Source organism: Gemmobacter lutimaris (genome assembly GCF_003570715.1).
In the GTDB taxonomy this organism is placed as follows: domain Bacteria; phylum Pseudomonadota; class Alphaproteobacteria; order Rhodobacterales; family Rhodobacteraceae; genus Gemmobacter; species Gemmobacter lutimaris.
This window is the reverse complement of the sequence record NZ_QXXQ01000021.1, coordinates 46,210-59,923: the sequence shown is the minus strand read 5'-3', so window position 1 is coordinate 59,923 and position 13,714 is coordinate 46,210. Positions and strand designations below refer to the sequence as shown.

Sequence of the window (13,714 nt, the reverse complement as noted above, 5' to 3'; positions counted from 1 at the left end):
TCGGCAGATTGAAGGACTGGCGCCGCATCGCAACCCGCTACGACAGATGTGCCAAGACCTTCCTCTCTGCTGTCGCCCTCGCAGCAACCGTCATGTTCTGGCTTTGACGATCAATGAGTCTGGAGCCTAGACAAGCGTTTTCTGCTCGGAGCGGAGTCCGTGGCCTGTCCAGTCCCTCATCGCTACTATCGTGGCCGAGTGTTTGCTGCGTAGCAAGATGAACGGCAGCTTCCGAGAGCGCGGGAAGGCAGCACAAGTCGAGGTCGACCGGCGGCTATGGGCCGGTCTCGATCACGGGAAGTCACGGCCCCTACGCGAACGCGACTGAAATCTCGGATGGGAGCTTTGAGGGACAGGCTGGAAACAGGCGGCAAAGCAACTCCAGAGCTCTGTCGGAACGTTGCCGGATTTCTGTGGCGTCAGGGGGCGGCATTCGGCCGATCACCCGGCGGATCTGCAGATCACCCAGCAGTAGCCCGAGATAGATCTCGGTGATCTGCGCAGGGTCGTCGCTCTCCATTGCCCGGTCGAACAAGCCGGTCAACTGTGGCGCAATAGAGCCGCGCCCAGTTTCGGCAATGATCCGACCGAGATCGCCGCTGGGGTCGGCCGCCGCCGCCCGGTTCAGGGCAACAACTTCCTCGCTGGTGAGAACCGCGATTAACCGGGGGCCGAACTCCTGCAGGGCGGCAATCGGATCACGGAATGTGGCGGCCGACATCAACAGCCCGTCACGCAGTTCCTCGATATTGGCCTGCACCATCGCGCGGAACAGGCCCGGCTTGTCGCCATACCATTTGTAAAGCGTTTCAAGCGAGGCTCCAACTGCCTTGGCAACAGAGGCCATCGTTGTCGCGGCATAACCATGCTGGACAAGCAGCGCCAGCGCAGCCTGCTCGATCTCTTTTCGCCGCGCCTTCTGTGCTTCTTGCCGCATGTACCTTCGCTCCTGAATGTCCGCGTTGACAGGATCAGTAATTGTAGTTACGGATTATCGCAACCGTAATATAAGTTACACATATCTTTGGCCGGAGGGCCCATCTTGTCCGAATCCCGTTCGATCTCCGCCGCGCTGAGCGTGCTGATCATCCTTCAACTGGTCATGCTGGGCGCCCTTTACGCGCAGGTGCCGCCGCATCCGCCCGCGACGATTCCGCTTTTCGCAATCGCCCCGTTCCTCGCTGTCGCCCTTGCGACTGCGGCTGCTGCTTTGATCATCGGTCCCCTTGCCAGCCGGACGGGCAAGGTGCTCAGCCTGCTTGCCGCGCTGATGGCCATGCTGTCCTTTGGCCCCCAGAAATATCTGGACCTGCAGTTTCCGCTGATATGGCCCGCCGTTCTGACGGCACAGGTCGCCGTCATCGCGATTTTCATTGGAGTGCTGATCCGTCAGGGGCATCGTTCGGCAAGATGACGTGGTTTGCGCCGCTCAAGGCATCGGCATTACTCACCCTGCCGCTGCTAGTTTCAGTTAGTTTCAGCGAGGCATGTTTCGACTTCTTATCTGCCCGGCAAAGTTCAGCCCTGCGCGATCTGGACATGATCAACCCGGCCAGGGCCATCGAGGCCATGCAGGTGATGAACGCCTCTCTCCGTAATCCGCTTTTCGGCGCCGTCTACTTCGGAACGCCTTTTGCTCTGACATTGGCGGTCGTCATGATGGCCGTTCTGCGGGCAAGAGTCGCCGCCGCGGTGCTGGGTCTCGGGCTTGCCGTGCATATGATCGGAGTCTTTGGGGGCATTGTCGCGCCCAATGTGCCGCTGAATCGGGAACTTGCCGCAGTCGATGCCCGGGCGCCGGGCGGCGACACAATCTGGCGGGCCTATTCCACGCGCTGGCAGTCGGCCAACCTGAGCCGGATGATCGCCGCCGGTGGCAGCCTGATGCTGGTTGCCGCCACACTCACTGCTGCTGTCCAGAACCGGAGAAGATCATGAGCATTACCCTTCTGACCTTTGCGCTTGCGGCTTTGTTAACCGTCGCAATGCCGGGGCCGACCTCCCTGTTGGCCTTCTCCAACGGGGCCCGCCACGGGCTGCGCGATGCCGGTTTCGGAATCGCGGGGGCGGTGTTTTCAGACCTGGTTCTGATCGCCGCTGTCTCGGCCGGTCTGGGTGTGCTGCTCTCCACCTCGCAGCTTTTGTTCTCGGCCGTGAAATGGCTGGGGGTGGCCTATCTGGCCTATATCGGTCTGCGGCTGCTTTTCAGCAAGGCCGCCTCTGCCGAAGCACCGACGGCTCAGGTCACAGAGGTGCGCCGCCTGTTCTCGCGCAGTTTCCTTGTCGCCGTCACAAATCCCAAAGGTTACCTGTTCTTCACAGCGCTTCTCCCCCAGTTCATCGATGCCGCCGCGCCAGTCCTGCCGCAATACCTGCTTCTGGCGGTGACTTTCTCACTGATCGACCTGGCGGTCCTGCTGGCCTATGCGGCGGCAGGCAGGCGTTGCGCGGGACGCTTTGGTACGAGGCTGATCACCCGGATGGACCGGGTCTGCGGTGGCGTCTTCCTTGCGCTGGCGGGGGGATTGGCCATGCTTCGGCGCGTGGGGGTGTGATGCTGCTGCGCCATGTCGTGTTCTTCTCCGCCCGGAATCGCGCGGATGTAGAGCGGCTTTACGAAGGCTTGCTTCTCCTGACCCAGATCCCCCATGGCCGCGTGGAGATCGGGCGCAACCTCGGGATCGACACCCTGTCCGCCCCTGTCGATTTCGTTGTTTATGGTGAGTTCGCGGATGAAGCAGAGTTGGCTCGCTACAAGGCGCATCCGGCCTATGCCGCCTCGATATCCATCGCTCGCCCCTTGCGCGAGCTGCGGGTTGTGGCAGATTTCCACGCGGGTCTTGCGGAAGGTGCCTGAGTGACGATTTACTGTGTCGATGTCTCCCTCGTGGCTGCGCACCGCATCGGGGCACATATCCTGCCCCCGGATGGCAAGAATCTGTGTGACGACGAAGATGCGGAGGGGGTCTGGTTCTCGCCAAGCCTTGATGGCGCCCGCGCCTTGAATGATGCCGAGGTGTCGGTATTGCAGCGCAGCCGGATTGAGCTGATGCAAAAGCCCGTGCGCCCGCTGCACAGTGCCGGGATCCATCACAACCTGATGATCGTCAGCACCGAATTCGCCGCCATGGCCGAGGAAATGGCACCGGGCAGGCACCAATTCGTGCCGCTGTCGGATGTCTGGTTCTACAAAGCCAAGGAGCCCTCGCCGGGCCGCTATCTGGCCGCGCTGATCATGGATTATGCACCGACCGTCGATCTGGAAAAGTCGCGGATAATGCGCCAATTCTTGCCTCATCTGCAAAAGACGGCGGTCCGACTGTCGGCTATATATCCCGTTCAAAGGGTCGTTCGCACGGATACCGCCTTGGGGCGCAGCCTCTGGGCGGATGAGGTGACCGGGGCGATCTTCTGCACCGAGGATTTCCGCAAGCGAGCCAAGGTCCTAGGTGGCACACTGGGGCTGGGTTTCGGGGAATGCACTGAAATATGACACGAGACGCCAAGAGAAGCGCGGCCACAGACAGGGAAACATCGCGCCCGCGGATGCTGGCCCGTCTGTCAGGGGTTCTTGCTGGCTGCGCCGCCGCCCTGATCCTTGGGGTTTTTTGTGTGGTGGTGGCGGATGTTCTGGTATTGCCCGAGGGGACGAGGGCGGCGTCAAACGCTCCGCCTGGCCCGCCAAAGGGACTGGTGTTCTTGTTCAGCACCGCGTTTTTGCCGGGGTTCGCCGCTTTTCTGCTTTATCCCGTGACGCTACATCGTCGCCGAAGGGGCCTGACTGCGGCTGTAGAACTTGAGATACTCATCATCCTCGCCGCATGCTTCACACTTTGGATGGGCTTCGTGCTGGCGGCTATGTGACGACGGCTTGAGGGACGAGAATGTCAAGATCAGCACAGCGCAACATATTGCCTGTCCACCAGAATGATCGCCGCACCCGATCCAGGCGATTGCGGATACTGGCTGTTCCCGTTTACTCGATTGCTGCGGTGCTGCTGCTCTCTTCTGCCGTGCAGGCGAAGAAGGTGCTTTATTCGAAGATCCTGATCGCCGCCGAGACCATATTGCCGCAATGCGCGGATCTGCCGGCGGGGAGCTGCGCCTATCCGCTGTTCATCGGAGCGCACTCGCCGCGAATGAAGGGGCGTCCGGAGGAGGGTTTGCCCCCGGCGCTGAGCAACCTGCCCGGAGCGCGCTTCAATACGGCGTTCTCATTTTCCCAAACCGACCCGGATCTCTGCCAGCTGGAGACATTCGCGGGCGATCTGTCGCGGGCGGCAGTTTGGGTAGGTCAAAAGGCGACCGGAACGGCTTGGCTGCAGCGCGTCGAGGGGGCAGCCAAAGCGTGCCAGGTCCACTATTCCCCGAGCATCAGAATGGGTGCAAATCAGGATCTGATCTGGCTCAGGGATGATCTCGGAGTGACCATCGTCGGATGGCGGTGGTGCTCCACGATCGCCGGAGAGGTGAAAGGCTGCGAGCTACACCTGACGCCCAGGCGGCGGGGCTGTGGCGTGAAGGAGGGACTCGAAATTACCGTGGCGGGTCTCTCGCCGCGCGCCAGCGAGGTGCTGCTTGGCGATCTTGCAGCCAGCGTCACGCGGCTGGCGGTCAATCTAATTATTCCCGTTTCGCTGGAGCATTGCCTCACCGATGGCCAGTTTGTCGATGTTGCGGGTTTTGTCCCGGATGATTGAGAGTACCGAAAAAGGGGCCAATTCCGGCGCGCCCCGAGCTCTGATGATCTTGCAAATTCAATGTGACGGGGGCGATCTGACAGGCCAACTGAGGCAGAGAGTCGCTTGAATCGTCCCGGAAACTGTCCAAACGATGGGGGCTCACTCTTCTCAGGATGAGCATGTTAGCGGGACATAACTTTCATTGAGCGCGCAGAGAGGTTTATGAAACGCCCCTCGGGTTTTCTTCCTTCAACAGCGACCAGGCATCGACGTTCAGTCCTTGAGCGATGCGATGGAGGTTGTCGAGTGAGATGTTTTGCTCACCGCGCTCGACGGCGCTGAGATAGGTGCGGTTCAGGCCCGCTTCATGTGCCAGAAACTCCTGTGACCAGCCTTTCTCGGCGCGCAACAGTCGCATGTTGCGGGCGAGGACGTCGCGCAGCGGGCTCCGGGGCGTGGTTTTCATGCGGGATGCTATTGTGCATCACCGCTTTTAACTCTACCTGTTTTAAGATACATTCGTGGGCCACGCGATGGTTGCGGCCGCAGTGTCCGAGTTGAGGGTATCGGGGTGACAGTTTCAAAGCTTTCAAACGACAAGGTTGTTCAGAGGAGACTTGCCGCGTTTCTTGCAATGTTTACGGCGCCGCAATCAGTTGTTCCGACAGTCACATCCCAGAGGCGATGTGATCGGTCCGCGGCGGCCAGGACCCTGGATATTGTCCTTGAAATCCTGCTCGATGCTGGTCTTGGACTGGAAGCCGCGCCATCCCTGCCACAGGATTCCTGCAACTGGTCGCTTCCGCGGGTTCTCTGCGCGCCGAAGAACGGATCAAGGTTCGAAATCACCATCGGTTTGCGAGGAGGATATGATTGCAGGGGGGTGATCGGAACAACTGTTGTTCGAAGCGAAGCTATGACGTTTGAAGCCCTGACCATGATGCTGCGAAGTCTCGCTGCGCTTGAGATAGGTGAGGAGCTGTAGACAGCTGATCCGGCAGTGCGCCGGAAAGCCCGTCCCTATCCCGGTGAGCTACGATCTGAGAGCTCCAGGAACGCTTGCCGGGGTGCCTCTGTCGTAGAAAGTGCCCGTGGTTCACCAGAAGAGATCTCATGCTCCCATTTCCTGTATTTTCCTGGTGAACCTGCGCATGCGCGCCACAGCAACGATCTGGTCTGGCCGGAAGGCCGCAAGATTTGCGTCCGGTCCTGACGAATCTGGCAGGTTGGCACCTTCGCCGGACTGGCCATTCTGCGCGAGGATTGGCTTTTCCGCCGCCATGAGTTCCGCCGCCAGTTTTGGTTCGGCCATGGCCGAAGCCGATCCCGGTTTTTCCGCTCGCACGAAATCCACCACCATTTTTTCGGCCAGCCGCCGCTCCAGCGCTTCCATTCGCGCGGTTAAAACCTGAACCGCGGCAGCCTCCTTCGGCGGATAGGGCAGGGGTCCCGCCTGCGCTTCGAAAAGGGTCTTGAAGGTCGTATCCTGGAAATAAACGATCCGATGGACCAAAAGCGGATTCTGCCGTTCCGGGACAAGGATGGCCTGATCCGGGTTCAGCCTCCGCACCTCGTCGGGTGTCAGGAGGGGCCGCTCCTCCAACCGTCGGCTGACCGATCGCCGCTGCATGAAGTCCCGATCCCGCGACACGCTGTCCGACACCGAAAGCTTGGTCGTCTTGCCCAAGGCGTCCGAGATCTCTCCGGCGGTCTTCTTGTCGTTGGCCGCGAGGTAGAGCTTCATCCCGGCGGCAGATTCGAGCGACATGCGGACGTTCTCGCCATAGATGTTGTCGAGGCCGGGGATCGACTGGGTGATGATCGAGACGCGCGCGCCGTGGCCCGCGAGCTGTTTCAGGGCTTGTTCGACGATGGGCATTGGCCCGAGCTGGTCGAATTCGTCGAGCATGACCATGACCGGCCAAGGCTCAGATTTCGGGTCGGGGAGGGTCGAGCGCATTGTCGCAATGAGCTCGCCGAAGAAGAGCCGCACCAGCGGTGACAGGGTGCGGATGTCATCGGCGTTGACAACGACATAGATCGACATCGGGCGCTTGCGCAGATCCGTGAAGGAAAAGTCGTTACCGGAGGTTGCCCGATCCACCGCCGGGTTGTTCCAAAGTGTCATGCCCGCACCGCCCAGGACCGAGGCGTGGGACGACAGGGTCCGGTCGGAGTAGCCTGCAAACTTGCGGAAGGTTTGGGCAGCATTGGGGTGTTTCACCTCCTCGGCATGCTCGCCGTAAACCTCCTGCGTGGCACCACGGCCGAAGAGGATGCGGCTGATCTCGCCGATGGTCGGCTTGCCCCGCTCGATCGCCAGAAGCCCTGCAGCTACGAACAGTTCGCGCCCCTCGGTCAGGAAATCACCAGCCGTCCCTTTGTCCGAAACCGTGAGGAAGTAGTCCGAGATCTTGGCAAGCTCCGTGTAGCGCTGTTCGGGATTTTCAATGCGGGAGACGCGCTCGAGCGGGTTGTAGCGATGGGTCGGGTGCTCGAAGTCGAAAGGCGAGAAGCGATAGACCGCATCGCCTTCGGCCTGCCGGTGCCGCGAGGTGGCCTCGAATATCTCCCCTTTCACGTCGAGAACGACGATGCTGCCGTTGAAGAGGAGGGTGTTCGGGATAACATAGCCCACACCTTTCCCGGCGCGCGTGGGTGCGACGACGAGACAATGCGGGAACTTCTGGAACGTGGCGCTGACGTAAGGCGCGCGTTTTGAAGGTGTCCCGAGTTTGCCGAAGACCATGCCTGCGCCCAAGGGCTGCAAGAGGCCATTCGCCTTCATCTCGGCGCGAGCCTGGAATTTGGCCTGGCCATAGCCCGTCAGTTGTTGGCGGAAGGTCAGGGCGACCGCGGCGATCGTGAAGACCACAGTCGAGGCACCGACAATCTGCCAGGGCAGAACCCAAGGCACGGAGGTCAGCCGTGCGAAGCCGGGGAATTCCTCGATCAGGACGAATATGCCGGTCGCGTTCGGGTCGCGCCCCAGGATCAGGTTCAGCGCGAGGCCGCCGGCAATAAGGCCCACGAGCAGGCCGGCCGACAGACCGATCGGGAGGAGAAGCGCGATACGTTGCATGATCAGAACTCCCTGTCCTGGGCATGCGCTCGGTCATGACCAGACGCGCGCGTGTGCTCCGGCGGCCTGGGACCGGCCTCGGCCGTCATGCGACGTTCGGCGCTTTCCACCTCATGGGCACTGAGGCCGAGAGAGGGGTGTTCTTTTGCCGCTGAGATGACGGCCGCAGCCATGGCTTGGCAGGCACTGGCCTCGGGGACATCCTTGGCCAAGGCGTCAGTGCGTCCGGCGGCGATATCTTTCAGCACATTAGCACCGTACCTTTCTTTCATCTCTTCCGCGAAATCCCGTGCTTGGGCCTCGTTGCGGAAGGCGACTGAGCCTTGCCGGACATGGAGTTTCGCCATCTTGTCCAGGGCCTCGACCATCGGGTCCGGGGCTCTCGAAGCGTCGATGCTACGGGCGGACTGGATCATCTCGGCGGCGCGTTGGTAGAAGCGATCCAGGCGTTCTGCGGCCGCGTTGCGGCCTTGCGTGTTGTCGAGGTCATAGCCGTGACGCCTGGCGACGTCGGCGAGATCGGATTTCACCCAAGCTTCCTCTTCACGGGCGTTGGCGGCACCGGTTTCGAGACGCTTGCCAAGCTTTTCGGCGTCGATGCCTGCGAGGCGGGCGTTGAGGGTCAGGCTTCCCTGCAGGCTTTCGGCACCGCCGGATTGAAGCCCCGTCTCTTCGCCGCCAACGGTCAAGATCGTCGGGCTGATCGCCGTGCTGTAGAGGGTCGAGCGGGGAGAGACCTCGTGGCCAGTCTGCTCCCGATCCAGGCCAAAGGCTGCTGCAGCTTCCTTGGCGATGCTCTGCATTTCGGCACGAAGGTCTTCTTGTCGGTCCGACGGCAACCGATCAATCCGGGCGCTCGACTGCGCCACCCAGGTGGAGATGGCCCGCGCTGGATCAGCCGTGAAGTCGCTGCGCAGCCGTTCTTCTTCGACATGGGCCGTGAGAACCGGGCTTTCAGCCAGATGCCTGGCCAGGGCTTCGCTCAGCGGCCCTTCGTCCGGGAACTTGGCCAGCACCTCGGCACTGCCATCACGACCATAGGAGGTGATGGCCAGGAGTTCATCGGGCAGAAACCCTGCGGAGCCTTGGCCGTCGACAAACCGGCCGGTGCCAAGGGTGGCCTCGGCATCGGGAATATGCTCGGCCACCACTTGCCGAAACGCAGGATCGGCAACCAGGCGTTCCGCAATATCGCGGGAGGCCTCGGTGTCACGGCCGAGGGTGAGGACCAGTTGGGCGTCTTCGCCCGCATAAATCGCAGTCTCAGGGCGGGGGAATTCCGGCTGTTCGCGATGTTCGAGCACGAGGCCCGAGGGTCCGCGGTCCATCTCTTCGCCAGCGTCACGATCCACCGCGGCGGCCCGGCTGACGGCAAGCTCCAGCCCTTCTTCGCCGCCTTCGTAAAAATCCCAGGCATGCCGCAGTGCCTCCCAGCTGTTCGCGAAGGTCCGCTCCGAAAAGCTGATCACCCCCTCACCACCGCTTTCGGACGCGTCATAGCCTGCGTGGACGCCGCGCTCGGTTGCGACCGCGACGGGGCGCAGCTCCACGTTCCGGTCCGTCGTGACCCAGTCCCCTGAAGCGACGACTTTCGGCCCTTCTGCACGCGACGCGAACTCAGCCTGCTGCTCGCGGTCCGCGTCAGCTTCGCGGGCTTCGACGGCCGCGCGCAGGGTCGGCCCCGGCGGAACTTCACCTGTATGCTCATTCCAGAGCGCGGCCGCCTTTTCCGGTTCCCGCCGCGCGAAGGCTTCCAGATCGTCCTTCAGCCCGGCATCCAGCCTCTCGACGGCCTTCGCCCCGTCCTTGCCAAACTCGACCCTCTCCAGGCGCTCAGAGATCGAAGCCTCCATTGCCGCCACAAACCCGGCCCGGAATTCCGCATCGGGGGCATGCGAGTCCGGCAGCGATTTGAAATAACGTGTCTCTCCCCTCTCGTGTGTCCCGTGGGTTTCCGTATGAGCCATGGTCCGGGCGGAGTTGCCGTCGATATGGGTCACCGAAGGCCGCTCGGCCGGATCGGCCCGGAAGAAGGCCTCGCCGGCAAGACGCGGATCTTCGAACTCCTGCGAAGTCCCGGAGAAGGCCGAGCGGACGGAGAAGTATTCCTTCTTCCGCTCTTCGGCCACTTTCGTCTGCAGGCCGTCAATGTCTTGGTCCATGAATGCAACCTTTCAGCCAGCAGGCCAATCAAAAGTGGAAAGGGAGGGCAAAGACCGCAGTCTGTCAGTCCTCGAGCCCGGGGAAATACATCTCCGTGATCCCGCGGCGGTCGCCCTGGCGGCCCATCTGCAGGATCACGTCGATCGAGGTCTCGAGGTAACGGATCACCTCTGCGAAGCTGAGCTTTGTGCCTTGCGCCATGACGAGAAGCGCCAGCCGGTCCATGGCTTTTCGCGCCGAATGGGCGTGGAGCGTCGTAAAGGAGCCGGAATGGCCGGTGTTGATCGCATCGAGAAACGTCGCAGCCTCAGACCCGCGCAATTCGCCGAGGATGATCCGGTCGGGCCGAAGGCGCAGGGTCGCCTGCAAAAGCTTGTCTGCCGAGCGGGGGGAGGCCTCGTCCCGCTGCGCGATCAGGCTTACGGTATTGGGCTGGCCCGGCAGGAGTTCGAGGGAATCCTCGATGGTGACGATGCGCTCGTCCGGGGCGACCATCTCCAGAAGCTTGCGGCCAAGCTCGGTCTTGCCGGTCGAGGTGCCGCCCGAGACGATGACGTTCAGCCGTTCGCTGACGAGCCGCGCGAGGAAGGCATCGACATCCGCCCCCTCAGACTCGGCGCGGATTTCCGCAACCATGGCCCGCCGCTCCTCTTCGAGGGACTTTTCCTGTCCGCGCAAGAAACTGAAGGAACGCGGCGCGCGCCTCGTGTCCCCCTGCCGGGACCGAAACACCCGGATACCAATGACGGTGCCACCCGAAACGGCGGGCGTGCCGACCACCTGACAGCGCAGCATCAGATCGCGGTAGGGCACAGTGGCCGAGATGAGGGGTGCGGCTTCGGTAAAGGTGTTCGAGGTGGAATTGGCGATCTGGGCGGCGAGATCGCGCACCGAGCGCGCGGGCAGGGGCGCAAGCCCGCTCGGCCCCATGTGGATCTGGCCTGATCTCTCGACCCAGATCGTGCCATCGGCGTTGATCGCAAGTTCCATGACGGCCGGGTCAGAGAGCGCCGTGTCGAGCTGCCCGAGATAGGTGTCGAGGTAGCTCATCAGTAGAACTCGATGTCGGCGTCGACCCGGACCATGACGACAGCCCCCTGATTGACGCTGATCGTCGGCGGGATGCGCAGGTAGTCGGCCATCACCTCATTCACCGCCTCGCCGAGATCATTGCCGACATTTTCGGCGGTATCAGATGCCACTTCGTCATCGGCGTATTTCGCGGCGGCGATGGCGGGCGCCGCTCCGATCACCGAGATCAGGGCGGCGGTGCCGAAGCGCTGCAGGAAGTGATTGCGCACCTTGCCGGGCAGGCCGGAGCGCCCGATGCGGTCCGTGCCGTAAGCCGCGAGTTCGACGGATTGGCCATCGGTGGTCACGATCCGGTCCCAGGCGATCAGCACCCGGCGTTGACCGGCATCAACGTCGGAGTCGTAGCGGCCAAAGAGACGGGACCCACGTGGGATCAGGACGCGGGACATGTCAAATGACCAGACATCGTGACTGACGATGGCAGCGACATTGCCGGAAAGATCGGTGCTGACGGCGGTTTCCAGCGAGGCCTCGATCAGGGTGCCCTGCATCACGGTATAGGCAGGGTTGGCGATTACCTCCGCCTGGCGGGCCTCGGCCGACTTGGCCCCCGCACGCCGGAAGGCGTCGTCGCCCGTGGCAGCGGCACCTCCACCTCCAGGACCGGTCGGGGCGGCACCACCCGTCTCCCCGCCCATATCCATGGAAGAGCGCATCGCGACCATGTCGGAATGGATCTGCGCCTCTTTCAGCATCTCGGCTTCCTGACGCCTCCGGGCCAGTTCCTCTTCGCGGGCGCGGGCCGCTTCGGCCTCGGCATCACCCTCGACGAGCGCCTTGGTCTCAAGTTCGGTCTGAAGCCGGATGTTCTCGCGTTCCAGGTCGGAGAGGGCGGCCTCCCGTGCCTTTGCATCCGCATCAAGGGCCGCGACCTGCGCTTTCAAATCCGCAAGCGCGGCCTCATCGGTGACGGTCACCGGATTGGCCTTCAGTTCCGCGATCTGGGCATTCAGGGCCTCGATCTCGGCCTTGAGCCGGTCCGCTTCGGAAGTATCCGGGACGGCAGGGACGATCTGCGGCTTTTCTTTCGTGATCGAAAACCCGTCGGCGCCGCCATCCCCCTGGAAATCGCTGACTGAGGCGGTCTCCAGCGCAGGTGCCGGGGCAGGGGCCTCTGGCGCGGCGAGGACAAGCCAAGCCCCGACGCCGACACCCGCCACAGCAGTCACGGCCGAAAGCGCGTAAGGGTTCACGCCACGGCGGCGCTTTGGCGCCTCGGCAGGTTTCATGCGGGCCATGCGCGCGGCGAGTTTGCCGTCCTGATCTTCCTCGCTCATTGGCCGCCCCCCGTTTCCGCGGTTACGCAAACATATTCATCACCGTAGCGCAGAACCCAGCGTTCCGAGCGGGTGCTGACAGTGATCCTCGTGCCGCGTACGGCGGAGTTGACCGAATATTCCTGCCCCTTGGCATCAGCCCGGAAGATCACCGGCATCGGCGCGCCGGGCGGGATGACGAAGGTCGTCTTCCGTCCATCATCCGAGATCGACACCGGCGCGAAGTCGGGCAGCCGCTTGCCCTTCTTCATGATCTTGTAGGTCATGGGCAAGGCCGCCGGGATGTCTGTTCCGGGCGAGGTGGCCCGGAAGCTGCCCGGGACCGTGAACTTCACGGAATAGTTCGGACTGCTTTTGGCGCTTTCCGTCACCTGCAGGAAGTAGATGTTCTTCTGGGTCTCGACCGTCAGGTTGGTCGTGGCACCGGCGACCACGGGCTTGATGATGAAGAGGTTCGACCGCTCGAGCTTGTCGATCTTGAAGCTCTCGAGATCGCCGATGGCGATGGACTGGATTTTCTCGCTGTCGCCCAGCTCGACGAGGGTCACTGTCCTGAGCCGGGTGGTGATCCGGTAGACCTGACCCTCCTGATAACTGGCATAGGTCACCCTTGCGTCATGACGACCGGATTTGGGCGCGGTTTCGCCGAGGGCGGGCAGGGTAGTGAGGCTGGCCATAAGACCCGCCGCGAAAATTGTCAAACCTGGCGTCATGTCAGCCTCCCGAAGGGGTGAGGGCCTCGGATGTGAGGCGATAGTCGGTCACGACGAACCCGGTCGGGTTCTGCCAGACGAGATTGAGCGCAGTTTCTCTGGTTGGCTCGAACCGGTAGGTGACCGTCGCCGTGAACTTGCCTTCCCGGTCCGGGATGCCCTCGCCATCCGAGACCCAGGTCTTGGTGAAGCGCACCTGTGCGGTGGTCTCGGTCACCGGTGTGATCGAGAGGATGTCGACCCGGACCTTGGAACTTTCGCCATAAAGCTTCGGCGGATAGTTCGGGGCTCCTTCCGTCCAGAGCGCCACGAGCGAAGACTTCGCATTGGCCTCGGACCAGGTATAGGCGCGGAGAATCCGGATCTCGTTGTCGTGCTGGTCATAGGTTTCGCGATCGGTGACATAGGCGAAGAGCAAACTTTGCCGGATGGCCTCGGCCTGTTCCATTCCGGCCTTCTCAACGGCTACCACGCGTTCGGCCACACCGGTGTCCTTGTCGACGATGGCGAGGAAAGCCTCGGTCTCTTTCAGGGGCAGGAGGGTGACGATGGCGATCATCCCCATGAGGCCGATGACGAGCCCGCCGCCCGCCACCGCGTAGGCGATGCGTTCGCGCTTCTTCACGCCGAAGAACATCTCGGCTTCGAGAAAACTTCTCAATTCAGGGGGTGAACCTGTCATGGTCTTGCTCCGGAAAACGGGGG

At 62.3% G+C, this 13,714-nt stretch carries 15 protein-coding genes and 1 pseudogene; 8 read left to right on the top strand and 8 right to left on the bottom strand.

Annotated elements, in window-relative coordinates; translation table 11 throughout:
• Positions 1-107: pseudogene (locus D2N39_RS20910) on the top strand (IS5/IS1182 family transposase); the annotation flags it as partial.
• Between the two features lie 203 nt (positions 108-310).
• Here the strand turns inward: D2N39_RS20910 and D2N39_RS20905 are convergent.
• Positions 311-937 (bottom strand): TetR/AcrR family transcriptional regulator, encoded by a 627-nt coding sequence (locus tag D2N39_RS20905; RefSeq protein WP_108129901.1) that lies wholly within the window; start codon positions 935-937, stop codon positions 311-313.
• A gap of 105 nt (positions 938-1,042) precedes the next feature.
• On the opposite strand from D2N39_RS20905, the gene D2N39_RS20900 reads away from it, so the two are divergent.
• The 7 genes from D2N39_RS20900 to D2N39_RS20870 are packed head-to-tail and all read left to right on the top strand — an operon-like array spanning position 1,043 to position 4,700.
• Positions 1,043-1,414 carry a hypothetical protein gene (locus D2N39_RS20900; RefSeq protein ID WP_233557346.1) on the top strand — a complete coding sequence of 124 codons (372 nt, stop codon included), beginning with the start codon at positions 1,043-1,045 and terminating at the stop codon, positions 1,412-1,414.
• On the top strand, positions 1,411-1,938 hold the full coding sequence (locus tag D2N39_RS20895) for an anthrone oxygenase family protein (RefSeq protein ID WP_145693642.1): 528 nt from the start codon (positions 1,411-1,413) through the stop codon (positions 1,936-1,938). Before D2N39_RS20900 ends, D2N39_RS20895 begins: the two co-directional genes overlap by 4 nt.
• Positions 1,935-2,555, top strand: coding sequence for a LysE family translocator (locus D2N39_RS20890; RefSeq protein WP_199725330.1), 621 nt, complete (start codon positions 1,935-1,937; stop codon positions 2,553-2,555). Before D2N39_RS20895 ends, D2N39_RS20890 begins: the two co-directional genes overlap by 4 nt.
• Complete coding sequence (locus D2N39_RS20885; protein ID WP_407645609.1) at positions 2,555-2,857, top strand: Dabb family protein; 303 nt, start codon at positions 2,555-2,557, stop codon at positions 2,855-2,857. The genes D2N39_RS20890 and D2N39_RS20885 overlap by 1 nt, the downstream gene beginning before the upstream one ends.
• Positions 2,858-3,493 carry a hypothetical protein gene (locus D2N39_RS20880; protein ID WP_108129904.1) on the top strand — a complete coding sequence of 212 codons (636 nt, stop codon included), beginning with the start codon at positions 2,858-2,860 and terminating at the stop codon, positions 3,491-3,493.
• A 53-nt stretch (positions 3,494-3,546) separates the two neighbouring features.
• Complete coding sequence (locus D2N39_RS20875) at positions 3,547-3,864, top strand: hypothetical protein (RefSeq protein ID WP_108129905.1); 318 nt, start codon at positions 3,547-3,549, stop codon at positions 3,862-3,864.
• A gap of 20 nt (positions 3,865-3,884) precedes the next feature.
• Positions 3,885-4,700, top strand: coding sequence for a hypothetical protein (locus D2N39_RS20870; protein ID WP_145693643.1), 816 nt, complete (start codon positions 3,885-3,887; stop codon positions 4,698-4,700).
• A gap of 202 nt (positions 4,701-4,902) precedes the next feature.
• On the opposite strand, the gene D2N39_RS20865 is transcribed toward D2N39_RS20870, so the two are convergent.
• The 7 genes from D2N39_RS20865 to D2N39_RS20835 form a co-directional block, all read right to left on the bottom strand.
• On the bottom strand, positions 4,903-5,148 hold the full coding sequence (locus tag D2N39_RS20865; RefSeq protein WP_108129907.1) for a helix-turn-helix domain-containing protein: 246 nt from the start codon (positions 5,146-5,148) through the stop codon (positions 4,903-4,905).
• A 645-nt stretch (positions 5,149-5,793) separates the two neighbouring features.
• Positions 5,794-7,764 (bottom strand): type IV secretory system conjugative DNA transfer family protein, encoded by a 1,971-nt coding sequence (locus D2N39_RS20860; RefSeq protein ID WP_108129908.1) that lies wholly within the window; start codon positions 7,762-7,764, stop codon positions 5,794-5,796.
• A 2-nt stretch (positions 7,765-7,766) separates the two neighbouring features.
• On the bottom strand, positions 7,767-9,926 hold the full coding sequence (locus D2N39_RS20855; RefSeq protein WP_108129909.1) for a hypothetical protein: 2,160 nt from the start codon (positions 9,924-9,926) through the stop codon (positions 7,767-7,769).
• Between the two features lie 64 nt (positions 9,927-9,990).
• Entirely contained in the window at positions 9,991-10,977 is a 987-nt protein-coding gene (locus D2N39_RS20850) for an ATPase, T2SS/T4P/T4SS family (RefSeq protein WP_108129910.1), read from the bottom strand.
• Positions 10,977-12,296: a TrbI/VirB10 family protein gene (locus tag D2N39_RS20845; RefSeq protein ID WP_119136700.1), complete on the bottom strand. Its 1,320-nt coding sequence runs from the start codon at positions 12,294-12,296 to the stop codon at positions 10,977-10,979. Before D2N39_RS20845 ends, D2N39_RS20850 begins: the two co-directional genes overlap by 1 nt.
• A complete protein-coding gene (locus tag D2N39_RS20840) occupies positions 12,293-13,009 on the bottom strand; it encodes a TrbG/VirB9 family P-type conjugative transfer protein (protein ID WP_119136699.1) in 717 nt (238 codons plus the stop codon). The genes D2N39_RS20845 and D2N39_RS20840 overlap by 4 nt, the downstream gene beginning before the upstream one ends.
• 1 nt (position 13,010) lies before the next feature.
• On the bottom strand, positions 13,011-13,691 hold the full coding sequence (locus tag D2N39_RS20835) for a virB8 family protein (protein ID WP_119136698.1): 681 nt from the start codon (positions 13,689-13,691) through the stop codon (positions 13,011-13,013).
• Positions 13,692-13,714 lie beyond the last annotated feature (23 nt).